General features: G+C 68.6%; 27 protein-coding genes. 10 read left to right on the top strand and 17 right to left on the bottom strand.

What is annotated here, in order from left to right:
• Positions 1-8: 8 nt before the first annotated feature.
• From dapA to thyX, 3 genes are all read right to left on the bottom strand, one after another.
• A complete protein-coding gene (gene dapA / locus KL788_RS01040) occupies positions 9-983 on the bottom strand; it encodes a 4-hydroxy-tetrahydrodipicolinate synthase (RefSeq protein WP_293167682.1) in 975 nt (324 codons plus the stop codon).
• A 138-nt stretch (positions 984-1121) separates the two neighbouring features.
• Positions 1122-1847, bottom strand: a complete 726-nt coding sequence (locus KL788_RS01045) for an endonuclease domain-containing protein (RefSeq protein WP_293167684.1) — start codon at positions 1845-1847, stop codon at positions 1122-1124.
• A gap of 437 nt (positions 1848-2284) precedes the next feature.
• Positions 2285-3019 carry an FAD-dependent thymidylate synthase gene (gene thyX / locus KL788_RS01050; protein WP_428846098.1) on the bottom strand — a complete coding sequence of 245 codons (735 nt, stop codon included), beginning with the start codon at positions 3017-3019 and terminating at the stop codon, positions 2285-2287.
• Between the two features lie 84 nt (positions 3020-3103).
• Between thyX and KL788_RS01055 the strand changes: the two genes are divergently transcribed.
• Genes KL788_RS01055 through KL788_RS01070 form a run of 4 tightly spaced genes read left to right on the top strand, consistent with a single transcriptional unit; the run spans position 3104 to position 5453 of the window.
• Complete coding sequence (locus KL788_RS01055; protein WP_293167688.1) at positions 3104-3526, top strand: thioredoxin family protein; 423 nt, start codon at positions 3104-3106, stop codon at positions 3524-3526.
• Positions 3523-4035: a DUF4395 domain-containing protein gene (locus tag KL788_RS01060; RefSeq protein ID WP_293167690.1), complete on the top strand. Its 513-nt coding sequence runs from the start codon at positions 3523-3525 to the stop codon at positions 4033-4035. The genes KL788_RS01055 and KL788_RS01060 overlap by 4 nt, the downstream gene beginning before the upstream one ends.
• Before the next feature lie 42 nt (positions 4036-4077).
• The gene (locus tag KL788_RS01065; protein ID WP_293167692.1) at positions 4078-4503 is read left to right on the top strand and encodes an OsmC family peroxiredoxin; all 426 of its coding nucleotides are present in this window, start codon (positions 4078-4080) and stop codon (positions 4501-4503) included.
• The gene (locus tag KL788_RS01070; protein WP_293167694.1) at positions 4503-5453 is read left to right on the top strand and encodes a TIGR01777 family oxidoreductase; all 951 of its coding nucleotides are present in this window, start codon (positions 4503-4505) and stop codon (positions 5451-5453) included. The genes KL788_RS01065 and KL788_RS01070 overlap by 1 nt, the downstream gene beginning before the upstream one ends.
• Here KL788_RS01070 and KL788_RS01075 read toward each other — a convergent pair.
• Together KL788_RS01075 and dapB are read right to left on the bottom strand one after the other, a co-directional pair.
• Positions 5398-5871: a hypothetical protein gene (locus tag KL788_RS01075; protein ID WP_293167696.1), complete on the bottom strand. Its 474-nt coding sequence runs from the start codon at positions 5869-5871 to the stop codon at positions 5398-5400. The genes KL788_RS01070 and KL788_RS01075 overlap by 56 nt on opposite strands.
• Positions 5868-6629, bottom strand: a complete 762-nt coding sequence (gene dapB / locus KL788_RS01080) for a 4-hydroxy-tetrahydrodipicolinate reductase (protein WP_293167698.1) — start codon at positions 6627-6629, stop codon at positions 5868-5870. The genes KL788_RS01075 and dapB overlap by 4 nt, the downstream gene beginning before the upstream one ends.
• 42 nt (positions 6630-6671) lie before the next feature.
• Here dapB and KL788_RS01085 point away from each other — a divergent pair, with 42 nt between their 5' ends.
• Positions 6672-7157, top strand: coding sequence for a GNAT family N-acetyltransferase (locus tag KL788_RS01085; protein WP_293167699.1), 486 nt, complete (start codon positions 6672-6674; stop codon positions 7155-7157).
• 46 nt (positions 7158-7203) lie between these two features.
• Here KL788_RS01085 and KL788_RS01090 read toward each other — a convergent pair whose 3' ends face one another.
• Genes KL788_RS01090 through KL788_RS01100 form a run of 3 tightly spaced genes read right to left on the bottom strand, consistent with a single transcriptional unit; the run spans position 7204 to position 9468 of the window.
• Positions 7204-7467 (bottom strand): metal-sensitive transcriptional regulator, encoded by a 264-nt coding sequence (locus tag KL788_RS01090; RefSeq protein WP_293167701.1) that lies wholly within the window; start codon positions 7465-7467, stop codon positions 7204-7206.
• Positions 7464-7781, bottom strand: a complete 318-nt coding sequence (locus tag KL788_RS01095) for a rhodanese-like domain-containing protein (protein WP_293167703.1) — start codon at positions 7779-7781, stop codon at positions 7464-7466. The genes KL788_RS01090 and KL788_RS01095 overlap by 4 nt, the downstream gene beginning before the upstream one ends.
• Before the next feature lie 37 nt (positions 7782-7818).
• Complete coding sequence (locus KL788_RS01100) at positions 7819-9468, bottom strand: FAD-dependent oxidoreductase (protein ID WP_293167705.1); 1650 nt, start codon at positions 9466-9468, stop codon at positions 7819-7821.
• Between the two features lie 125 nt (positions 9469-9593).
• Between KL788_RS01100 and KL788_RS01105 the strand changes: the two genes are divergently transcribed.
• A complete protein-coding gene (locus tag KL788_RS01105) occupies positions 9594-10523 on the top strand; it encodes an oxygenase MpaB family protein (protein ID WP_293167706.1) in 930 nt (309 codons plus the stop codon).
• On the opposite strand, the gene KL788_RS01110 is transcribed toward KL788_RS01105, so the two are convergent.
• Positions 10511-11113: a histidine phosphatase family protein gene (locus KL788_RS01110; protein ID WP_293167708.1), complete on the bottom strand. Its 603-nt coding sequence runs from the start codon at positions 11111-11113 to the stop codon at positions 10511-10513. The genes KL788_RS01105 and KL788_RS01110 overlap by 13 nt on opposite strands.
• Before the next feature lie 185 nt (positions 11114-11298).
• On the opposite strand from KL788_RS01110, the gene KL788_RS01115 reads away from it, so the two are divergent.
• The gene (locus tag KL788_RS01115; RefSeq protein WP_293167710.1) at positions 11299-11904 is read left to right on the top strand and encodes a TetR/AcrR family transcriptional regulator; all 606 of its coding nucleotides are present in this window, start codon (positions 11299-11301) and stop codon (positions 11902-11904) included.
• Between the two features lie 27 nt (positions 11905-11931).
• Here the strand turns inward: KL788_RS01115 and KL788_RS01120 are convergent, their stop codons facing one another.
• On the bottom strand, positions 11932-12912 hold the full coding sequence (locus KL788_RS01120; RefSeq protein ID WP_367120401.1) for an aldo/keto reductase: 981 nt from the start codon (positions 12910-12912) through the stop codon (positions 11932-11934).
• 204 nt (positions 12913-13116) lie between these two features.
• Positions 13117-13899, bottom strand: coding sequence for a bacteriorhodopsin (locus KL788_RS01125; RefSeq protein WP_367120403.1), 783 nt, complete (start codon positions 13897-13899; stop codon positions 13117-13119).
• A 212-nt stretch (positions 13900-14111) separates the two neighbouring features.
• Between KL788_RS01125 and KL788_RS01130 the strand changes: the two genes are divergently transcribed.
• From KL788_RS01130 to KL788_RS01140, 3 genes are read left to right on the top strand one after another with little or no spacing between them, the layout of a single operon-like run.
• Positions 14112-14834, top strand: a complete 723-nt coding sequence (locus KL788_RS01130) for a TetR/AcrR family transcriptional regulator (protein WP_293167714.1) — start codon at positions 14112-14114, stop codon at positions 14832-14834.
• Positions 14835-14876: 42 nt separating this feature from the next.
• On the top strand, positions 14877-15806 hold the full coding sequence (locus KL788_RS01135; RefSeq protein ID WP_293167716.1) for an ABC transporter ATP-binding protein: 930 nt from the start codon (positions 14877-14879) through the stop codon (positions 15804-15806).
• Entirely contained in the window at positions 15803-16636 is an 834-nt protein-coding gene (locus tag KL788_RS01140) for an ABC transporter permease subunit (protein ID WP_293167718.1), read from the top strand. The genes KL788_RS01135 and KL788_RS01140 overlap by 4 nt, the downstream gene beginning before the upstream one ends.
• An 89-nt stretch (positions 16637-16725) precedes the next feature.
• Here KL788_RS01140 and KL788_RS01145 read toward each other — a convergent pair whose 3' ends face one another.
• From KL788_RS01145 to KL788_RS01170, 6 genes are all read right to left on the bottom strand, one after another.
• A complete protein-coding gene (locus tag KL788_RS01145; protein WP_293167720.1) occupies positions 16726-18993 on the bottom strand; it encodes a polyribonucleotide nucleotidyltransferase in 2268 nt (755 codons plus the stop codon).
• 270 nt (positions 18994-19263) lie between these two features.
• A complete protein-coding gene (locus KL788_RS01150) occupies positions 19264-19782 on the bottom strand; it encodes a hypothetical protein (protein ID WP_293167722.1) in 519 nt (172 codons plus the stop codon).
• Complete coding sequence (locus tag KL788_RS01155) at positions 19779-20378, bottom strand: hypothetical protein (RefSeq protein ID WP_293167723.1); 600 nt, start codon at positions 20376-20378, stop codon at positions 19779-19781. The genes KL788_RS01150 and KL788_RS01155 overlap by 4 nt, the downstream gene beginning before the upstream one ends.
• The gene (locus tag KL788_RS01160) at positions 20375-21061 is read right to left on the bottom strand and encodes a hypothetical protein (RefSeq protein ID WP_293167725.1); all 687 of its coding nucleotides are present in this window, start codon (positions 21059-21061) and stop codon (positions 20375-20377) included. The genes KL788_RS01155 and KL788_RS01160 overlap by 4 nt, the downstream gene beginning before the upstream one ends.
• Entirely contained in the window at positions 21058-21726 is a 669-nt protein-coding gene (locus KL788_RS01165) for a hypothetical protein (protein WP_293167726.1), read from the bottom strand. Before KL788_RS01165 ends, KL788_RS01160 begins: the two co-directional genes overlap by 4 nt.
• The gene (locus tag KL788_RS01170) at positions 21723-22421 is read right to left on the bottom strand and encodes a hypothetical protein (RefSeq protein WP_293167728.1); all 699 of its coding nucleotides are present in this window, start codon (positions 22419-22421) and stop codon (positions 21723-21725) included. Before KL788_RS01170 ends, KL788_RS01165 begins: the two co-directional genes overlap by 4 nt.
• Between the last annotated feature and the right edge of the window lie 109 nt (positions 22422-22530).

Consider the following 22530-nt stretch of genomic DNA (forward strand, 5'->3'; position numbering starts at 1 on the left):
TGTGTGGTCTAGCGGGTGGTGCCGGCCACCTTGGGCAGGGCACCGCCGGCCGCAGCATTGCGGTCGGGCCGGAAGTTGTGGAAGTCGACGCCCTCGACGTTCGTGACGAGATCAAGCTCGTCTTCGATGATCGCGGCCTCGTGCTCTTCGGGGCCGACCAGCGGCAGTCTCACGCGCGGGGTGCCGATGCGGCCGAGTCCGTGCAGCACGTACTTGGTCGCCACCGTGCCGGGCACGTGCGTCATGACGGCGCGCACGAGGGGCTCGAGATGCTGGTGCTCGGCCGTCGCCGTCGCGAGGTCGTTGTTGTTCACGGCGTCAACGATCGTGCGGTACGGCCCCGGGGCGATGTTGGCCGTGACGCCGATGAGCCCGGTGCCCCCGATCGCGAGTGTCGGCAGCACGTTGGCGTCGTCGCCCGCGAAGTACATCAGGTCGGTCTGGTTGAGCACGCGGCTCACCTCGCTGAGGTCGCCCTTGGCGTCTTTGACCGCGAGGATGTTCGGGTGCTTCGCCGCGCGAAGGATCGTCTCGTACATGATCGGGATACCCGCGCGGCCCGGGATGTCGTACAGGATCACCGGCAGATCGGTCGCGTCGGCCACCATGCGGAAGTGCGTGAGCACCCCGGCCTGAGTGGGCTTGTTGTAGTAGGGCGTGACAATCATGACGCCGTCGGCGCCGGCCTTGGCGCTGGCCTTGTAGAGCTCGATGGCGTGCGCCGTCTCGTTCGAGCCGCCGCCCGTGATGACTGATGCCCGCCCCGCGCTCACCGACTTGCCGACCTCGACCAGCCGGATCTTCTCGGCATCGGTCAGGGTGCTCGTCTCCCCCGTCGTGCCCGTGACGACGATGCCGTCGGCGCCCGCGGTGATGACGTCGTCGATGTGCTTCTCGACCCCGGCCCAGTCGACTTCGCCGTCAGCCAGCATAGGCGTGACGAGCGCGACGAGCACTTGGCCGAAGGGGTTGGAGGCAGACACGTGCTTCAGGGTATCGCGCCAGCCCCCGGCCGCGCGCGGGCGCCTGAGTGCTGCAGTCGTCGGCCCTGGTGTCGCAACGCCCCGGCGAACGCGCCGACGTGCCGCACACGAACACGAACCCGCCGAAGTGTCACACACTCAGCCGGGGCGATGCGACAGATGATCTGCCCGAGCAACAATGGCCGCGACGGTCGCGACGACCCCGGCCGGGTCACCGAACACCTGGCGATAGTCGGGCCGATAGACGATGAAGCCGAGGGCTATGAGCGACTCGTCTCGCCGAAGATCTGCTCGTCGGTTGGCCGGCTCGGCGTGGTGAGCCTCGCTGTCGCACTCGATGATCAGCCGGTCGCCGACAAGCAGATCGGCACGCGCGAGATTACCGATCGGAAGCGGCGCCTGCGGCGTTGCGTGGATGCCCGCCTCGCGCAACAGCACCCTCAGTACGCTCTCGGTGCCCGACTCTGAGCGCTCATCGGCGAGTGACGCCGCAGCCTTTGCCCGTGGCCGCCAGCTCGCTGCCAGAAACTGCAGGTCGACCGGAGTCAGTGGGGTGGCTCGAAGCGCCGAGTCGAGCACCGCCACGGCGTACGACAGTGGTAGTTGTTGTGCTGCTCGGGCGAGCGTTGCCTCGAGCGGTGCAACTCCGAAGCGGGGGCGAGAACCGGCCGCGAGCCAGTGTACGAGCACAGGTCTGCCCTGAGCTTCTGCTGGTCGTTCTTGCAGTTCGTCGGCGACCTCGACCTGCAGCACTGACCTCGCCCCGGGAGGCACCCACAGACCGTGGTGCCGAAGTGCCGACACCCCAGCGACTCGCCCACCGACGCGAGCCGCCGCGGCAACGTCTGCATCGAGTTCGGGCACGCCATAGACGCCACGTCTCAAGCGCACGAGGTGACCCCGAGCCGTGGCCCTCTCGAGCGCGCGCCGCTCCGCTCGTGTGGAGGCGAGATGTGAGGCCCGGGCGACCCCGCCCGCAATCCTCGCTGCATGCACGAAGTCGATCATGCGGGACAGCATCCAGTCCTCTTTGGGAGCGCGGCTTGCGTGACCAGCTCTTGGGGAGCCACTCGCGATCGGGCTCGAGAGGGAGGAGTGCCACGGCGCACGAAGTCGAGTCGACGTGTCGCATCGCCCCGGTGCCTCGAGCAACACGCCGGGCTCCACATGCGACACGCCGGGAAGCGCGGCGGGCACCGGGTCGATGCGACACCGGACCGGGCGTGAGGTGCCCGGGCGGAGCCACGGGGCGGGCGCGCGGGACGCGTGCGCCCGGGTGCGCGGGTGCGAGGACCGCGCGGCTAGGGGGCGACGCGGCCGTTGCCGTTGAAGGTCTCGTAGGTGAGGGGCATGAGCTCGGCGAAGTGGTGCTCCATGAGCTCGGCGACCATCTCGATCTCGCGCTGCGGGAACGACGGGAAGTGCGTGCCCTCACGCTTGGTGCGCAGGCTCAAGAAGTTCATGAGCGAGCGGGCGTTCATCGTGACGTACATCGAGCTGTAGATCGTCACGGGGAGGACAGCGCGGGCCACTTCGCGCGCGATGCCCGCGGCAAGCATCCGCTGATAGGAGGCGTAGGCCGCCTCGCACACGCCGCGCACTTCAGTGTCGACGAGGGCCGTCTGCTCGGGGGTGCCGGGCAAGAAGTCGTAGGCACCGGGCTTGCCGACCTGCACCAGATTACGCTCGGGGCCAGGCACGAAGAACACGGGGCGCAACTCGCGGTAGCGTCCGCTTTCTTCGTTGTACGACGCGATGCGGTGCCGCATGAACTCACGAAACACGAAGATCGGCGCCTGCACGTAAAAGGTCATCGAGTTGTGCTCAAAGGGCGAGCCGTGGCGGTCGCGCATGAGGTAGTTGATGAGTCCGCGGTCGCGATCAGTGGCGTCGGCGCCGGCCGTAGCGGCCTCGAGCGTCTGCTCGCCCTGCGTCGACACGCGCGCGGCGAACAGCACGTCGCTGTCGTGGGCACTGGCCCGCACGAGCTCGACGGTCACGTCAGAACGGAACTGGATCTCGGTCGCCTCGGTCACGCTCGTCACCCTACCGGGGGCGGCACGCGGTCACAGAACGTCACACACGGGAATAGATGCAGGTTGTTTCGTATTTTCATGAGCATGGATGCTCTCACCGCCCTCATCGTGATCGTGGCGCTCGTCGCCCTCGCGACCGTGCTCGGCCTGACGCTGCGCGCCCGCGGCACGCGCGTCGCGAAGGGATGCGGCGGAGACGAGCACCAGCTGACCGTCGAGGGTGCCGAGGTGACCCTCGTGCAGCTCTCGAGCCCCGTGTGCTCGGCCTGCGTTGCGATGCGGCGCGTGGCCACCGAGCTCACCGTCGCCGATGAGACCGTGGCGCACCGCGAGATCGACGTGGTCGACGAGCCCGAGGTGGCCCGTCGGCACTCGGTCTACTCGACCCCCACGACGCTCGTGCTCGATCGCGAGGGCCACGTTCGTGCGCGCTTGATCGGGGCCGTCAAGGCCGCCGACGTGCGCGCGGCTGTCGACGCCGCCCGCTCTGAGCTGGTGCGCGCATGACCGCCGCTGAGCGCGAGACTGCGCAGCCGTTCGGCATCGACCCGCGCGGCCCCCGGTTCGGCGCGACGATCACCTCGGTACTGCTGCTGGTCGTCGTGCTGCTCGGGCTCACCGAGCCGCTGGGTGCTGACGTCGTCGAGCGCGCCCTGCAGCCGTCGGCACTGCTGCTCACGGTGCTCGTGGCACTGTTCGCGTGGGGAGCGTTCGCGGGCATCCAGAAGCACCCGTACGGCGCTGTCTACCGACGCCTCATCGCCCCGCGTCTCGCGCCGCCGACCGAGCGCGAGCACCCGGCGCCGCCAACGTTCGCTCAGCTCGTCGGGCTGCTGGTCACCGCCACGGGTCTCGTGCTGCACCTGATCGGTCTGCCGGGTGCCCTCGTCGTCGCGGCGGGCGCCGCGTTCATCGCCGCCTTCCTCAACGCCGCGTTCGCCTACTGCCTCGGCTGCCAGCTGTATGTGCTGCTGGTTCGGGCAGGAATCATTCGCCGCTCAGCCGCTCGCGCGTAGGCTGAAGGCCCGCAGCCCCCGCGAACCGTCAGGAGAACTGCCATGGCCGTCACCAGCGAAGCAACCACTCTGTGGATCGGAAGCCTGCTCGAAGGGTCGGGCACCACGTCGCTTGACTCGTCCGATGCGGGCGAGTTTCCCGTCACCTGGGCTGCACGGTCGGAAGGTGTCACGGGCATGACCAACCCCGAAGAGTTGCTCGGCGCCGCGCACTCAGCCTGCTACTCGATGGCGCTCTCGAACGCGCTGAGCAAGGCCGGCCACACCCCGTCGAGCCTGCAGGTCACCGCCGCCGTGACCTTCGTGCCCGGTGAGGGCATTACGGGCAGCCACCTGCTGGTGAGCGCGTCGGTGCCGGGTTTGAGCGCCGACGAGTTTCAGACCTTCGCCGAGAACGCGAAGACCGGATGCCCGGTCTCGGCCGCGCTGACCGGCACGTCGATCACGCTCGAAGCGACGCTCGCCTAGTGGCCGCGGTGACGCCGCTGCGCGTGCTCATCGGCGGCGCATCCGGCCTCGTCGGCACCGAGCTGCAGCGTCAACTGCGCGCCGAGGGCCACGAGGTACGCACCCTCGTGCGTCGTGCTCCGCGCACCGAGACCGAGTTCTCGTGGTCGCCCGATGCCCGCGTCATCGACGCCGGCGTCTTCGACACGGTCGATGTCGTCGTGAACCTCTCGGGCGCCTCGATCGCCCGCATTCCGTGGACGCGCGGCTACCAGAAGAAGATCGTCGACTCGCGAGTGAACGCGACGCGCACTCTCGCCGAGGGTATGGCTCGCGCGAGCACTCCCCCGCGCGTTTTTCTCAGTGGTTCGGCCGTGGGCTTCTACGGTGACCGCCCTGCTGTGCGCCTCACCGAGAGCGCCGACAAAGGCGAGGGCTTTCTCAGCGACGTCGTCGCGGCGTGGGAGGCGGCGGCCGGCCTCGCTCCCGAGTCGACCCGAACGGTGCTGCTGCGCACGGGTCTCGTCGTGGGCGACGGCGGGGCGATGACGCCGTTGCGCCTGCTCACCTCCCTGGGTGTCGCGGCCCGCATCGGTAGCGGTGGCCAGCACTGGCCGTGGATCAGCCTCTACGACGAGGCTGGCGCCATCCGCCACCTGATGACCTCGACGCTGCGAGGCCCCGTCAATCTGGCCGGCCCGACTCCCGCGACCGCCGACCGCTTCACCCGAGCACTCGCCGAGGCGATGCACCGCTGGCACCTGCTCGCGATTCCCGAGCCGGTCATCGGCACGCTTATGGGCGACGCGGGCCGCGAACTGCTGCTGGCGAGTCAGAAGCAGATTCCCGCCGCCTTGCTCGCCGACGGATTCCGCTTCCGTCATGAGACGGTCGAAGCCGCGATTGCGGCGCTCGTCAGCCCGCCGGCTGATCAGGAGCCGTCGACCGATCGGCCCGCTCCCACCGAATAGCCTCGCGCAGCGCCCACCGGGCGCGACGACGATCGCGTGCGGCGTCGTAGGCGAGCGCGAGCCTGAACCAGTGGGCCCACGATTCGGGATGCTGCTGCAGGGCATCCGCATGGCGCGAGAACGCCGCATCGGCCGCATCGCGCTCCACCCGCCCGCTTGCCCGCACGGGAACCGGGTCGTCGGGCAGACCGCCCTCGGCCTCGAGGCGACGCGTGAGCCGCTCGGCCGCGAAGCCGAAGCGCACTTCGGCGACGAGCGCCCACGCCCCGATGAGGGGCAGCACGACGAGCGCCCAGCCGATCGCCTGCGCGACCGGCAGGGGGTCGCCGATGAGACGCACGGCGTACGTGATGACGACGCCAATGTAGAGGGCGAGCAGAGCGGCCATGCCGAGGGCGCCCCAGCGGGCACGCGTCATGCGTCGTCGTCCACGTCGATCGCACCCTCGGCCAGACCGATGAGGGCATCGAGGCCGACGATGAGCCCGGTCGCCTCGGCCGCGGCGCGCAGCCCGATGAGGATTCCCGCCTCATACGAACTCGCTGACAGCGTCTCGTGGCTGATCGACAGCACTTCGCCCGTGCCACCGAAGTGCACGTCTTGGCGTGCCTGCGCACCCTGAAGCCGCAGGGAGTGAATGGGCACGCTCGCGACCTGCTGGCCGCGTGCGCGCTGATCGGTGTGCGGCGCCACCACGGGCCCGAGCTCAGCGCGCGCGTGCCCGATCAGCTCGGCCGTGCGTACGGCCGTGCCCGAGGGCGAGTCAACCTTCGCGGCGTGATGGGTCTCGACGATCTCGATCGACTCGAAGTAACGCGCGGCGATGGTCGAGAGGTGCGTGGCGACCACACTGCCAATCGAGAAGTTCGGCACCACGACGACCCCGGCATCCGTCTGCGAGTCGATCAGGGTGCGCAGGCTTCGCAGGCGGTCTTCGCTCCAGCCGCTCGTGCCCACGAGCACTTTGAGACCGTTGCGCACGGCGTGGTCGACCACCGTCGCCGAGACGCCGGGAGCCGTCACGTCGAGCACGACGTCAGCGCCGAGCATCTCACCCAGATCGCTGCGCGAGTCGAGGCGGGCGACGAGCGTGAGGTCACTCTGGCGCTCGATGAGATCGCAGGCGATCGACCCGAGTCGCCCGGTTGCTCCGACGACAGCGACGCGAATGACCATGGCGCCATCCTACGGCGGGGCCATGGCGCTTAGGCTGTGCCCATGGTGACCTGGCGCGAGGCGATGCCGAGCAGCGATGCGGCGGGCGTGCTGCTCGATCAGTACTTCACGGCGCGCGCCCTCGATTTTCCGGCGGGCGCCGAGCACTACCAGCGCACGGTCGTCAGCGACGAGCAGTTCACTCCCCCGCGCGGAGTCTTTCTCATCGTCGAGGGCGAGAATCTCTCGGGCGAGCCCGCCGATGTCGGATGCGGGGGAATTCGCCGCATCGACGACGGGCCGGCCGGCGCGCGCTTCGAGATCAAGCACCTCTGGGTGCAGCCGCACACGCGGCGCCTCGGCTACGGACGCGCGCTCATGAGCGAGCTTGAGCGGCGCTCTCGCGAGTTCGGCGGCCGCGAGCTCGTGCTCGACACGCACGAGAGCTTGGAGCAGGCGGCGGGGCTCTATCGCGCCCTGGGTTTCACGCCGATCGAGCCCTATAACGAGAACCCCAACGCGACGACCTGGCTGGGTCGGGTGCTCTAGGCGAGGCTCGGAGGGTTGCCGTCAGGCGAGGCTCGGAGGGTCGCCGCTAGGCGAGGCTCATGAAGAGCTTCTCGAGGTCGGCGACCTCGACGGGGTCACCCTCGCCGTCGCGCAGGCACTCCTTCATGGCCGAGGCGATGATGGCAAAGCCGGCGCGGTCGATGGCGCTGGATGCTGCGCTCAACTGCGTGATGATCTCACGACAATCGCGGCCCTCTTCGACCATGCCGAGCACGGCGCCAAGCTGCCCTTGAGCGCGACGAAGACGGTTGGCGATCTTCTTGGCCTCGTCGGCCGGAATGCTGGTCATCGGTCATCTCCTGTTTCGTAGTCGAGCCCGCGCTGAACCCAGGCCATGGTGCCGCCCGCGACCGAGATCGCGTCGAAGCCGTTTGCGATGAGAAAGTCGGCCGCGCGCAGGCTGCGGGCACCCGAGCGGCAGATCACGTAGAGGGTCTCGTCTCTCGGCAGAGCATCCAGCTCATCGGGAATCGTGCCGAGCGGTACGAGCCGCACCCCGGGAACATGCGCATCGATGTACTCGTCGACCTCGCGCACGTCGATCACGGTCGCTCCGCGCTCGCGCTCGATCACAAGCTGGTCGACGGAGATCTCGTCAGCCATGGGGCTCCTTCTGGTCGGGTGGTGCAGTGCAGTCGGGTCAGACGGCGACGGGCACCGGGGCGACAGCCGAGGTGCCGGCGAGCCAGGTCGTGTAGCCGCCGTCGAGATTGGCCACGGTCACACCGTACTGCCGCAGCAGCGACGCGGCGGTGTGGCCGCGCTGGCCGACCTTGCACGTCACGATGACACGCTCGCCGCGCAGCCGCTCGGCGTGGTCGCGCAGCTCGTCGAGCGTGATGAGCTCGCTGCCCGGAATCGCGCCGAGCGCGTTCTCACCCTCGGTGCGCACGTCGATGAGCCGCCACCCGTCGGCCTGCTTCTCGGCGAGCTCGTGCCACTGCACGCTCAGCTCGCCGTCGATGAGGTTGTCGTCGACGTAGCCGAGCATGTTGACGGGGTCTTTCGCCGAGCCGAACTGCGGCGCGTAGGCGAGCTCGAGGTCGGCGAGCCCGCGCGCGGGAATGCCGCCGGCCATCGCTGTCGCGATGACGTCGATGCGCTTCTCCGCGCCACCGCCGATGGCCTGCGCGCCGAGGATGGCGTCGGTCTCGGCATCGACGATGAGCTTGAGCGAGAGCTGCTCGGCGCCCGGGTAGTACCCGGCGTGATGGGTCGGGTGGGTGTGGATGACGCGGATCGTGCGGCCCTCGTCGCGCAGCTCGCGCTCGGTGCGGCCGACTGCGGCGGCAGTGAGGCCGAACAGCCCAATGACAGCAGTGCCGAGGGCCGGGACGGCTGCGTGCGGGCGGCCGGCGATAACGTCGGCGGCGAGGCGACCGTGCCGGTTGGCCAGGCCCGCCAGCCACACGGGCGAGGGGTCTCCGTCGAAGCGCTGCTTCACGACGGCGTCACCCACCGCGAAGATCGCCGGGTCGGAGGTGCGCTGCTCGGAGTCGACGACGATGTAGCCGCGGGGGTCGAGGTCGAGTCCCGCGTCGCGGGCGAGGCCGCTCTCGGGCCGCACCCCGACCGACAGCACGACGAGGTCTGCCGGCAGGGTCGATGCACCGCCGTCGAGCACGACGTGGTCGTCTTCGATGCCGCTGAGCGCCGTGCCGAGGTGCAGCTCGATTCCGTTCGCCCGCAGGCGCTGGGCGACAATGTGTGCCATCTCGACGTCGAAGGGCCGCAGCACCTGGGGCAGCATCTCGACGACGGACACCTCGAGACCGCGGTGGCGCAGGTTCTCGGCGAGTTCGAGGCCGATGAAGCCCGCACCGGCGACGACGACTCGGCGAGCATCCTGCGCCGCGGCGATGATGCGGTCCATGTCGGCGATGTCGCGCAGCACCAGGCCGCGCTCGACGCCGGGGATGGGGATGCGCATCGGCGAGGCGCCGGGGCTGAGTACGAGAGCGTCGTACGCAAGCACATCGTCGGCGCCCGTCGCGAGGTCGCGCACAGTGACGGTGCGGGCCTCGCGGTCGATCGCGATCGCCTCGGTGCGCACGCGCACGTCAAGGGCGAAGCGTGCGCCGAGCGACGCGGGGGTCTGCAGAATCAGCGCATCACGATCGGTGATGACGCCGCCCACGTGGTACGGCAGGCCGCAGTTGGCGAACGAGACGTGCTCGCCACGCTCGAGAACGATGATGCGAGCGGTCTCGTCGAGACGGCGCAGGCGGGTCGCGGTCGACATGCCGCCGGCCACGCCGCCGATGATGACGTAGGTTCGAGGGGAGGTCATGCCCTCACTATATACCCCCTGGGGTATTTTTGCACGCCGGTTCGCTGGGGGCGATGCGCGCCCAGCGAGAGCGTTCACAGCCGTCGCGCGAGAGTCGCCCAGTTCACTGTGCCAGAGTCTGTAGCATGGCCCGGTCAGCACTGGCGACGCGCGCTCGAGGGCGCATCCTCACGATGTTCTCGGGCGACCCGAACGGCACTCCCGACTGGGTCACGGCCCTCGGGACCGGTGACGATGCGGGCTACTTCGGTCCGGGCTCGGCCGTCTGGGAGGTGCACAGCGGGCTGCCCACAGTCGTCGCCGGCATTCGCGCTCTGCTCATGCAAACGTTGCACCCGGGCGCCATGGCCGGCGTTCACGACCACTCTCGATACCGCGAAGACCCACTCGGTCGACTGGCGGGCACCGTGCGCTGGGTGCTCACGACGACGTTCGCCGACCGTCGACAGGCCGAGGCCGCCTGCGCGTGGGTCTCGCAGCTGCACCACCGCGTGACCGGTGAGTACCTCGGTGCGGACGGAACGACGATCGCGTACTCGGCGGGCGACTCTGACCTCGTCGCCTGGGTGCACTGCGTGTTCGCCGATGCGTTCATCGGCAGTCACGAGACCTGGGGCGGCGACATTCCAGGGGGGTCAGATCAGTACGTGCGCGAGTGGGCTCTTGCCGGCGAATTGATGGGGATGCCCGCACCGCCCCGCAGCCGCGCCGAACTCGATGCGGCCATCGCCGCCTACCTGCCCGTGCTGCGACGCGACGAGCGCGTCGACGAGGCTGTGCGATGGTTGCGCAAACCCCCGCTCGGTGCCGGTGTGGGGCCCGCCTATCGCGTGCTCTTCGCCGGCGCGGTGGCATCGCTGCCAGACCGCTACCGCGAACTGCTCGGGCTGAAGCGCCCCCGCTGGCCCGCGATCGCGCTCACCGGCATCGCCCTCTCAGTGATGGGTCGTCTACTCGGCTCAGAGTCGTCGAGCCTCGCCTACACGCGCCGCCGGCTCGATCGGCTTGCCACCGAGCAAGCTGCCGCCCCGTCGCACGGGGATCAGAATGGCTGATCGACCGGAAGGCCCGTGCGCAGCTCGGCCGGAAGGTGCCCGAGGTCGTTGTGGGTCACGAGCACCGGAGGTTTCGCCGATCGCACGCGGATGATCGTCAATCCGCAGTTCGCCTGATTGATGCCCATCCAGCGCCATGACGCCGCACCGAACACCTCCCGCACGAACCACGCGATGACGAAGTTGTGAGTGATGAGCAGCTCGTGACGGTCATCGCGCGACGGCGACAGCCACTCGGCCGTCGCGTCGGCCATTTGCGCCTCTCCTGCGGCGATCTCCTCCGGCGTGACGCCGCCGAAGAATGGCTCGAAGGCGTGCGGCATGTCGGGCGAGGGTCCGGCCGGAATGCAGTCCATGAGCAGTGCAGAAGGCTGTGGCTCGATCGATGGCATGAGCTCGGTCATCGACAAGGCGGTCTCGACCGCCCTCTGCAGCGGCGACGTGTGCACGCTCGCGAACGGCACTCCGCTCAAGCGCTCGGCGATCGCGCGAGCCTGCCGCTGGCCACGACCGCTGAGGGGTCCGTCCGGAAGCCCGTGCTCCGCATCCTGCTGCTCACCATGACGCACCAGATACACATACCGAGACACGACCCACGCTCCTCACCGAACCCCGTCGAGCATAGGCCATGCCTTCGAACGCTTCGGAGACACGACGATTCATCACGGGGACAGACAACTCTGTCTGTCCCCTCTATGATCACTAGTGCGGCGAACCTGCACACTCTGCTCACTTCGACGCGCATACCCCCGTCACCCTGTCTGGAGCTTGACCCGTGCTGACCGCTCACCCCGCCGCCGACGGCAACCGCCCCGACCCTCCCGCGAAGTTGCGCATTCTGCAGGCCGCGACCGCGCTCTTCGCCGCCGAGGGCATCCGTGCCGTAGGGGTCGACAAGCTGATCCAGCAGTCGTCGGTCACGAAAGCGACTTTCTACAAGCACTTCGGCTCGAAGAACAAGTTGATCAGCGCCTATCTGACGTCAGCATCCGCCGCAGCTCTGACTGCTCTGGACGCGCGCATCGCGGCGGGCGCCGACGGACGCGACTCGCTGGCCGCGGTCGCTGACACGGTGCGCGACGCCCTGCACGCTGACGACTTCAGAGGCTCGCTCTTCGTGAACGCCGCGGCCGAGTTTCCTGACCCGCGAGACCCGGCGCGGCACATCATCGCCGATCATCACGAGGCGGTCTCAGAACGCTTCACGAGGCTGCTCAAGGCGATCGAGCACCCGCTGCCCGGCGAGGCGGCCGACGAACTCATGCTCGCGTACGTGGGCGCCTTCGCGTGGGGTCACGTCGGCGACCCGATCGGCGCCTCGGTCGCCTTCCGACGCAGCGTCGAGCGCGTCATCGGCGACGCCCCGGCGATCAGACGCTGAAGGGTCGGTCACTCGGGCGAGAGGCGATCACTCGCTCACGCGGTCGAGCTCGGTCAACTGATGACGCGAGAGCGGCGTGAACGGCGCCGCCATGATCGCCTCCAACTGCAGGGGGTCGCTGACCGAGACGACGGGCGCGACGACGCGCGGCCGGCTCAGTAGCCACGACAGCGCGACGGTCGGCACCGAGCTCGAGGTCTCGTTAGCGAGGCGATCGAGAGCGGCGAGCACCCGCAGCCCCCGTCGGGTCAGATACTCGGCCACCTCGTCTCCGCGACGATAGCGGTCGAGGTCGGCGCGCGACCGGTACTTGCCGCTGAGAAAGCCCGCGGCGAGGGCAAACCGCGGCAGCACTCCGAGATCGAGTTGTGCGGCGATGCGGGCCAGTCCGTTCTCGTACTCGGAGCGGTGCATGAGGTTGTAGTGCTTCTGCACCGCCACCATGTGGGCCACCCCCAGCTGCCCCGATGCGATGCGCGCTTCGAAGAGGCGGTTGGCCGTGTGGTCGCTACCGCCGAAGTAACGCACGTGGCCTGCGCGAATCAATTCGTCGACCGCGAGCAACGTCTCGTCGAACGACACAGACGGGTCGTCGACGTGCAAGAACAGCAGGTCGATGCGGTCGATGCGCAGTCGGCGCAACGAGGCCTCGACCGCTGCCCGAATGGCAGGGGCCGAGAGGCCAGGGTGGTCAGGACCCTTGCCGACCTTGGTGGCGATCGTGAGAGCGTCGCGGTTGCCCCGCTCGCGCATCCAGTTGCCGATCATGATCTCGCTACGCCCGCCCGCGTAGGCATCTGCGGTGTCGATGAAGGTGCCCTGCAGCTCGACGAAGCGGTCGAGAATCGCCGTGGTCGTCGGCCCGTCGGCTGTCCAGCCGAACACGGTGCCGCTCAGAGCGATCGGGAAGACGTCGAGATCGCTCGGCCCGACGCGCCGCGTCACGGGAATCGGGCCGGTCTGCACCGCAGACGCGGCCGACTCTGCGTGGCCTTCGGGGTCGATCACGGTGCGAACATCTCTCTCGAGACCCCGGCACGGGGTCGGGCTGTGGTTGGCGCGACAATACCGCTCAGCTGAGCAGTTTTCTGCGATCGGCGCGCGATCGTTACGGTGCTGTGCTGCGGGGCATGCACCGCCTTCACGACAACGGCGTGGCCGTGCCCAGAGGCACGACCACGCCGAGGTGTCGATCAGGTGCAGTGATGCGGTCTAGACGCCCTGAACCTTCTTGATCTGAGCCGACTCGTCGACGCTGCTCTGCTTTGCAGCGCGCACCGCGATAAGGCCGAAGCCCACCTTGTTGAGCACGTCGGCGATGACGTAGATGATCGCCGCCACGCCGATGGCGAGGGCCGCATCGCTGCCGCTGAGCTCGAGGAACTCTTGGGTCGCGGTGCCGATCGGGTAGATGGCCCAGCCGGCGATGACAAACCACTTCATGATGCCCACCGCGCGCTTGACGTGCGCAGGCGCACCGTCGCCGATCTTCAGCGTGAAGACCACGTAGACGATGTAGAGCCACGCGAGCGACGACACGACGAAGAACACGATGTTGCCGATCGAGCCCGGCTCGCCGATCTCACCGAGGTAGCCGGTGACGATCATGATGATGTCGGCGATGATGAGCTTCGTCAGCAGGCCCTTTTTGAGCGCACCTGCGATTGCCACGATGAGCGCGAACTCCACCAGCAGCAGCGGCGTGGTCAGCAGCCAGTCGATGTACCGCAGAGGCAGAGTGGCGTCGACGTCGGCCGCCGTGATCTCGCCGCCCGGAAACTTGACGACGTCTTTCATGACGTAGTACATGATCGCGGCGATGAACGTGATGACCGCGGCGTAGGTCGCCACCGAGCGCAGCTCGGGCTTCAGGTCATTGCGCTCGAGATAGAACCACAGGGTGCCGGCCGCCATGGCGACGAAGCCGAGCATGAAAAACGCTTGGACGATGTGGAAGTCCACAATTCTCCTTCGAATCGTGCCAGCAGAGCGCACGACGCGCAGAGCCGACAAGGGGGGTGATGTCGATGAACGAGTGTTCTTCGGCAGCCACAGGGATCGGGACCAGCGGTGTCGGATTAACCATGACTGTACGTCGGTGCGACCCCTCCCACCCGGAAATTCGCTGGAAGTGGCTGGAGACTCGCTGAGTGTTTCGTCAGCGGGTGACTTGCGCCTGGGTTGAACGCTCGTTTAGTATACTGAACATGCGTTCACCCTCTCCCGATCTGACGACGCGTGCCCGCATTCGGGATGCTGCGCTCGGGCTCTTCGGGGCGAATGGGTACAGCGCGACCTCGGTGCGCGCCATCGCTGAGCACGCCGGGGTGAGCGCGGCCCTCGTCATGCACCACTTCGGCTCGAAAGAGGCCCTGCGCGCCGAGTGTGACGCCCACATCGTCGACGAGGTCATCGGGCGCAAAGAACAGCTCGCGACCGACAGCGATCTGTCGTCGACGATGCGTCGCTGGCTCGCTGACGTCGATGCTCATCGGGCGAGCCTCGACTACCTCGCGCGCATGATCTCCGACGGCACCGAGGCCGGCGCCCGACTGTTCGACGACCTCGTCGACCGCACGGCGGCGATGATCGATGCCGAGGTTGCGGCGGGCCGCATGCGCACGTCGAGCGACCCGCGCATGACCGCGGTTATCGTGGCTGCACACGGGCTGGTGCCTCTACTGCTCGAGAGCCAGCTGGGTCGAGCGCTCGGCGAGCCGGGTCTGACGCCAGCGCTCATCGCCCGCATGACGCTGCCGACACTCGAGCTCTACACCCACGGCCTCTACCAGTCGACCGATGTGCTCGACGCGGCCACCGCCGCGCTCGCGGGTACCCCTGACACGACGCGCGGCCCCCGATCTGACAAGGGCGCTGGCGATCCGAATCAAGATCCTGATCCGCCTCGACGCGCGGGAACCGATCTCTGACCCGTGCCGACCGGCACGACACTTCGACGAAAGGAACCGGGGATGACCCCCGTCATTGAGACACGTGCGCTGACGAAGCGCTATGGACGCCGCACGGCGCTGCACGGCATCGATCTCACGATCGAGCCTGGCCGCGTCTTCGGCGTCATCGGCCCCAACGGGGCCGGCAAGACCACGACCATGCGGGTACTGCTTGACATCATCCGTGCGACGAGCGGTGACGTTCGAGTGCTGGGCCACGACCCACGCACGGGCGGGCCGGCCCTGCGGCGACGTATCGGCTACTTGCCGGGCGAACTGTCGCTCGCCGGTCGAGCAACAGCGCGCAGCCTGCTGAACCACTACGCCGAACTCAACGGCGGCATCGAGCACGGTCGCATCGATGAGCTGGCCGACCGGCTCGGACTCGAGCTCGGGCGCCCGGTGCGTTCGCTGAGCAAGGGCAACAAGCAGAAGGTCGGCCTCGTGCAAGCCTTCGCGCACCGCCCCGACCTGCTGGTGCTCGACGAACCGACGAGCGGTCTCGACCCGCTCGTGCAGCAGGAGTTCTTGACGATGGTGCGCGAAGCGCGCGAAGCGGGCCAGACGGTCTTCCTCAGTTCGCACGTCATCAGCGAGATCCAGCAGGCCGCCGACGATGTCGCGGTGCTGAGGTCGGGTCGCATCGTCGACGTCAGCACTGTCGAGCGCTTGCGCGCGGCAGCGCGGCGATCGGTGCGCATCACGGTGCGCGCCGCCGACCGCGAGGCCCTGCTCGGCAGGCTCAGCTCGGTTGCTCGGCTCGATGACGTCACGGTGACCGAGGTCGACGGCACGGCCGTCGTGCACGGCATGCTCGGCGACGGCGTTGCACCCTTCGTCTCGGCAGTCGCCGCGAGCGATCTGCTCGATCTGGTCGTGCAAGAGCCCGACCTCGAGAGCGCCGTGCTCGGCTTCTACGGGCCGGGCGCCGAGCAGGAGGAGCAGTCATGAGTGCCACGATGCAGAGTTCGCGCGCCGCTGTGCGCGCCCGTCCGCTTCCGCTACTGCGGCGGCAGCTCGCTGAGACCTGGCGAGGCCTCATCGGCTGGAGCCTGGGTCTTGCCGGCGTCGTCGGCATGTACCTGCCGCTCTACTCGACGATCGGCGGCAACCCGGAGTTTCTCGCCATCATCGAGAGCCTGCCGCCCGAGCTCGTGGCGGCACTGAGCTACGACCAGATCACGACCGGTGCCGGTTACACGCAAGGCACCGTGCACGGCCTCATCGGCTTCGTGCTCGTGACGATCGCGGCCGTGGCGTGGGGCTCGTCGATCATCGCCGGCGACGAAGAACGCGGCACCCTCGAGCTCGTGCTCGCACACGGCGTCGGGCGCACGCAGGTCGTTCTCGAGCGGTTCGCGGCGATCGCGCTCAAGCTCACCGCGCTGGCGGTGCTGCTGGGCCTCATGGTGCTCGGACTCAATGAGCCGGCCGCGCTCGAGCTCTCGCTCGAGGGCATCGTCGCCGGCTCGGTGGCGTTGCTCGGCCTGGGTTTGCTGACCGCTGCCGTGGGCACGATGACGGGAGCCATCATTGGTCGCCGAACCATTGCGGTCGGCGCCGCTTCCGGTGTCGCCGTGCTCGGCTACGCACTGAACGCGCTCGGCAACCAAAACCCCGACCTCGAGTGGATGCACGTGCTCTCGCCCTACTTCTGGGCGTACGGCGCTGCACCACTGGCCGACGGGTTCGACCCACTCATGGGGCTGCTTTACGCGGTGTCGGCGGCGGCGTTGACCGTCGCGGTCATCGCGTTCCGGCGCCGAGACGTGGCGGTCTAGCGACAGGTCACGCACCAGCGGCACGACACACGGATGCCCGCCCTCAGATCGAGGGCGGGCATCCGGTCGTTCAGAACGCAGTCGGGCTGTTAGCCGTCTTCGCCCTCGGCGGGGGCGTCGCCGCCTTCGCCCTCAGCCAGCACCGGTGCGAGCGAGAGCTTGCCGCGGTCGTCGGTCTTCGTGATCTCGACGAGGATCTTCTGGCCCACGGCGAGCACGTCTTCGACGTTCTCGACGCGCTTGCCGCCGGCGAGCTTGCGCACCTCGCTGATGTGCAGCAGACCGTCTTTACCCGGCATGAGCGAGACGAACGCACCGAAGGCGGCGATCTTGACGACCGTTCCCAGGTACTGCTCGCCCACCTCGGGGTTGATGGGGTTGGCGATCGCGTTGACCTGCAGGCGAGCCGCCTCGGCCGAAGCGCCGTCGACCGCGCCGATGTAGACGGTGCCGTCTTCCTCGATCGAGATCTGCGCGCCGGTCTCGTCTTGGATCGAGTTGATCGTCTTGCCCTTCGGGCCGATCAGCTCGCCGATCTTGTCGACCGGAATCTGCACGCTGATGACGCGAGGCGCGGTGGGCGCCATCTCGTCAGGCGCGTCGATCGCCTGGTTCATGACGGCGAGGATCGCCATGCGGGCGTCTTTCGCCTGACCCAGCGCCTGCTGCAGCACCGACGACGGAATGCCGTCGAGCTTGGTGTCGAGCTGAATCGCAGTGACGAAATCGCTCGTGCCGGCGACCTTGAAGTCCATGTCGCCGAGGGCATCTTCGGCACCGAGAATGTCGGTGAGGGCCGCGTAGCGGGTCTCACCATCCACAACATCGCTGATGAGGCCCATCGCGATACCCGCAACCGGCGCGCGCAGCGGCACACCGGCGTTGAGCAGCGAGAGCGTCGAGGCGCACACCGAGCCCATCGAGGTCGAGCCGTTCGAGCTCATGGCCTCGCTGACCTGACGGATCGCGTAGGGGAACTCTTCGCGGCTCGGCAGCACCGGCACGAGAGCGCGCTCGGCCAGGAAGCCGTGCCCGATCTCGCGACGCTTGGGGCTGCCGACTCGGCCGGTCTCACCGGTCGAGTAGGGCGGGAAGTTGTAGTGGTGCATGTAGCGCTTGCTCGTCACCGGGTTCAGCGAGTCGATCTGCTGCTCGAGCTTGAGCATGTTGAGCGTCGTGACGCCGAGAATCTGCGTCTCGCCGCGCTGGAAGATCGCCGAGCCGTGCACGCGAGGAATGACCTGCACCTCAGCGTCGAGCGCACGGATGTCGGCGAGGCCGCGACCGTCGATGCGCACGCCTTCGGTGAGCACGCGCGCACGCATGATTTTCTTCGAGACCGACTTGTAGGCGGCGCCGAAGTCTTTCAGCGACTCCTCGGGCAGCGAGCCGTCGGCGACCTTCGCCTCGATAGCCTGCTTGGTGCGGGCCTTGAGCGCGTCGTCAGCCGTCTGCCGCTCGACCTTGTCGGCGATCTGGTAGACCGACGCGAGCTCGGCCTGGGCAGCCTCTTCGACGGCGCTGTAGAGCTCCGGGCTGTACGACAGAAAGACCGGGTAGTCCTGAATCTCCTTGGCCGACTGCGCAGCGAGCTCGGCCTGAGCCTTCGCGAGCTGCATGATGAACGGCTTTGAGGCTTCGAGGCCCTGGGCCACGATCTCTTCGCTCGGCTTGACGGCGCCGCCCTGAATCAGGTTCCAGCTGCCCTCGGTGGCCTCAGCCTCGACCATGGTGATCGCGACGTCTTCAGAGCCGTCGGCGTTGGTGACGACGCGGCCCGCGACGATGATGTCGAAGACGGCCTCAGCCAGCTGGCTGTGCTTCGGGAAGGCGATCCACTGGCCGCCGCCGTTGTTGTCGGGCATGAGTGCCAGTCGCACCGAGGCGATCGGGCCGCTGAACGGCAGGCCCGAGATCTGCGTCGAGGCGCTCGCCGCGTTGATCGCGAGGGCGTCGTAGAACTCGTCGGGCGCGATGCTCAGCACCGTGATGACGATCTGCACCTCGTTGCGCAGGCCTTCGATGAAGGTCGGGCGCAGCGGGCGGTCGATGAGTCGGCAGACGAGGATCGCCTCGGTCGACGGGCGGCCCTCACGGCGGAAGAACGAACCGGGAATCTTGCCGGCGGCGTACGAGCGCTCTTCGACATCGACCGTCAGCGGGAAGAAGTCGAACCCTTCACGGGGGTGCTTGCCAGCGCTCGTCGCGCTCAGAATCATGGTCTCGTCGTCGAGGTAGGCGGCGACGGCGCCTTGGGCCTGCTGCGCGAGGCGGCCCGTTTCGAATCGAACAGTGCGCTTGCCGTACGTGCCGTTGTCGAGCACGGTTTCGGCGAACTTGATTTCAGGACCTTCCACGAGGTCTCTCTCCTTTGCGTCTGTGCGCGAGCCCTCCGTATGAGGGCACGCGCGTGCACGCGGAGCAGGAGCGGGCAGGAAGGGACGGTGTCATCATGTGACGCCGGTCTGCTCTGGCCAACAGTAGAGATGCACCGACGCGCAGCTCTGTGCGCTTCGGGAGACCACCACCGGTGACCAGCTTCGAGCCGGCCTGCTCCGTGCGGTATTCACTTGAATGGCGCGAGGAATCGCGCCACCTGCCAGACTATCAGCCCGGCGTGTCGCGGCCTAGTGAACGCTGGGCGTCGGCGGGTCGGCGGTGCCTCTGCGTGTCGGCGGGCCGTCGATGTCGGTCACCGGTATCCCCAGCGCCAAGGCGAAGCCCTCGAGCTGCAGTGGGCTCAGCAGAGGGCTCAGGGGTGCGACGAGCGACCCGCGTTCGACGAGCCAGAGCACGGGCCGATGGGTGCGGCCGTCGAGCCAGCGCACGAAGCCGAGCTCGGCGCTCAACGGCACCACCCGGGCGCCGAGCGGGTCACGCAGCACCAGGCTCTCTCCGTCACTGCGCACTGAGGTGCGCCAGCGCACAGTGATCGCGGCGAGACAGACGACGACCCCCGCGAAGGCCACGAGCACGAGAGCCCCCGCGATCGACGTCGGGATGCCCGAGGCGACCATATCGGTGAGCAACGCCGCCGTGCCGAGACTCACGACGGTGCCCAGCACGACGAGCCACCGCACCCACCTGCGTGCCGGAGCGCGCACGACGACGTGCGGCCACGGCTGCTGGTCACGCTCGCTCGTCACTGCTCCCCCGCGACGAGCTCGAGCTGCCGCCGCAGTTCGTCGTCGCTCGGCGGGCAGAGTGCCGCTGCACGCACCGCTTCGGCGGTGGGCGCTGGTGGCGTCGAGACCCCGAGACCGCGCAGGCACGGCAGCAACCGTTGCACGACGTCGTGTTCGAGCCAGGCGACCTCGACGGGCCCGGGCGGCGGCAGCTCGGCGAGCAGCCCGTACTGCACCATGCAGCTCTCGATCGTCCAGCGAATGCGGTCATAGGCGCCGTCAGGCAGGCCGAAGTAGTTGACCCCGAACCCGCCCTCCTGCCGTGAGACCCGCACGTCGGTGTCGAGCGACTCGACGCACCCGATCACGGCTTCGCCCCAGCGCTCGGGCTCGACGACGCCCTGAAACTCGGGCCGGGGCAGTTGCAACTCATTGAGCCGATCGGCGTTCTCGTCGAGGAACGAGTCGAACACCGCGCGGCTCTGCGCCTCAGCCGCGAGCTCGCGCTCGAGCAGCACGTCGTGCGCCGTCACGGCGGGGGCTGCCGCGGAAGCGCAACCCGCGGTGAGGGCGACCGCGAGCGAGCATCCCGCAACGGCGACGAGGCGGACCCTCACGAGCGGATCTCTGCAGGGCCGAGCTGAATCAAGGTGCGACCCGGGTCGGGGCACGTCGCGCGAATCTGCCGCGCCGTCGCCTCGTCGGCGTTGCGCAGCTGCGCGGCGAGCCAGACGCTCTGCAGCGGCTCAACCGAGCGACCGCTCGACGTCGGATAGATCGACGCGTCGATGGCCGCGTCAAGATCGACGATCTCGAGATCGGCGCCCCACCGGCGCACGCAGGCCGGCAGTGCCACAGTGACCTGGTGGCGCACCCAGGCCTGCTCGACCGGCCCGCCGAACGGGTACAGGCCCGTCCAGGCGATGACCTGCAGCGAGCAGCGCACCTGCGCGACCGGCAGCTCCCACGCGGGCTCTCCCGTCGGGCGCGGGTTCAGCACTAGCAGGCCTGTCTCACCGATGCTTCCCGCAGTGCGGTCGACGACCCGGTTCATGCACTGCAACAGGTCGGCCAACTGCCTCTCGGGCTCGACCCAGCGCTCGAACCTCAGGGGCGGATACACCGCCTCGGGCCATTCGGCCTCGAGGTACTCGGTGGCCGCGTTGGCGGCGAGCCGCCACTGCTCGGTGACCGTATGCGACCGCTCTTCTGCGACCTCATCAAGCGTGGGTGCAGTCGGCGTCGCGGCGCAGCCCGTCAGCGCGATCACGAGCGCGCCGAGAAGCAGCCCCCGCATCATTGAGGCTCTCCGACGGCAGAGATAGTGTTGAGCACCGTCGACGGATGCGGGCACAGGGCCGAGACACGTCGCAGTTCGCCGGCATCGCCACGCACCGTCGCATACGGATCCCAGCGCGGGGTCGAGCCCCCGGAGAGAATCGCGAACGGCTCGTCGGCGAGAGGAGGCGCGACGACGCCATGCCGCCGCAGGCAGGCGGGCAGATCGGTGCGGGCGTAGGCGGTCACCCAGGCGACTTCGACCGGGCCGGGCTCGTTGCGCCCGAGGTTCGGCGGCGGAAAGCGACCCTGGCAGAGATAGATCGACACCTCGAAATCGCGCATCTGGCCGGCCGTCTGCGGCGGCGGATTCGCGAAAACGCCCGCTGTCGCGTCAGTGCGCACCGTGAGCCCGGACAAGTCGCTCGCGCATGCCTCGAACACCGCCGGCCACTCCCCCAGACTCAGCCACTGCTCAATGCTCGTCGGCGGCAGCACAACGCCAGGCCACCGGCTCGTGAGGTAGTCGGCGTAGGTGTCGAGCAGAGTCTCGACCCGCGCTTGGGCGCGCAACGAGCGCTCCGCCGCGACGTCGTCGATCGTCGGCGCAACGCTCGGCGGCGACGCGCACGCCGCGAGCATGCCCAGCGCGACCACGGCGCTGGTGATGCTGAACGCGACCCTCACGGAACCGAGTCCAGCACGTCATCGGCGGCCGGGCACGTCGTCTCGGCCCGCACCCGCATCTCGGGCGCCCGACCGATGAGCGCATAGGGGTCGAACTGCTGCTCAGTGCGCCACGTCTGGCCGAACGCCTGCTGATCGGGCACGGGCGGCACCTGGAATCCCGCGGCCAGCAGACAGGGCACGACCACATCGAGCGTGTAATCGTGCGCCCAAGGCACCTCGACATCGCGCACGGCGCTCGCGAACCACGCCCGCACTGGGAAGCGTGACTGGCAGTCGAAAGTCGCGATATCGATCTGGAACAGCTCTCGCACGTCGTCGACGCGCAGCGCACTGAAATCGAGGCGCTCGCCGTCGTCGGCCGACAGCACCCCGGGGTAGCCCGCGTCAGCGAGGCATCGTGCCATGGTCGGAGCCCACTCGTTCGCGGCGACCCACCGCTCGATCGGCGACTCGGGCAGCGGCACGGGGCCCCACTTATCGCGCACGAAGGTGGCGACACGAGCGGTGCTTTCGACGTGGGCGGCGACCGCGATGCGGTCGCGCTCGAGCAGCGTGCGCTCGAGCTGCTGAGAGGTGGTCGCGGCCGACACCGAGCATCCGGCCACCGCCACCAGCGCGAACGAGGCGACGGATGCGGCCACGACCACGCGCATGCGGTCGCGCCGCCGGCCCGCGCCCCTGCTCCCTCGCATGGCGACAGCGTGCCACGGGCCGCGGCGAAACGGCTGACAGAATGCTCATCGTCGTACCACCGCACCCCGCGGAGTCTGCCTATGCTGGCCTCGTGACGGAGATTCTGGG

It is taken from the genome of Microcella sp. (assembly GCF_019739195.1).
Classification (GTDB): Bacteria; Actinomycetota; Actinomycetes; order Actinomycetales; family Microbacteriaceae; genus Microcella.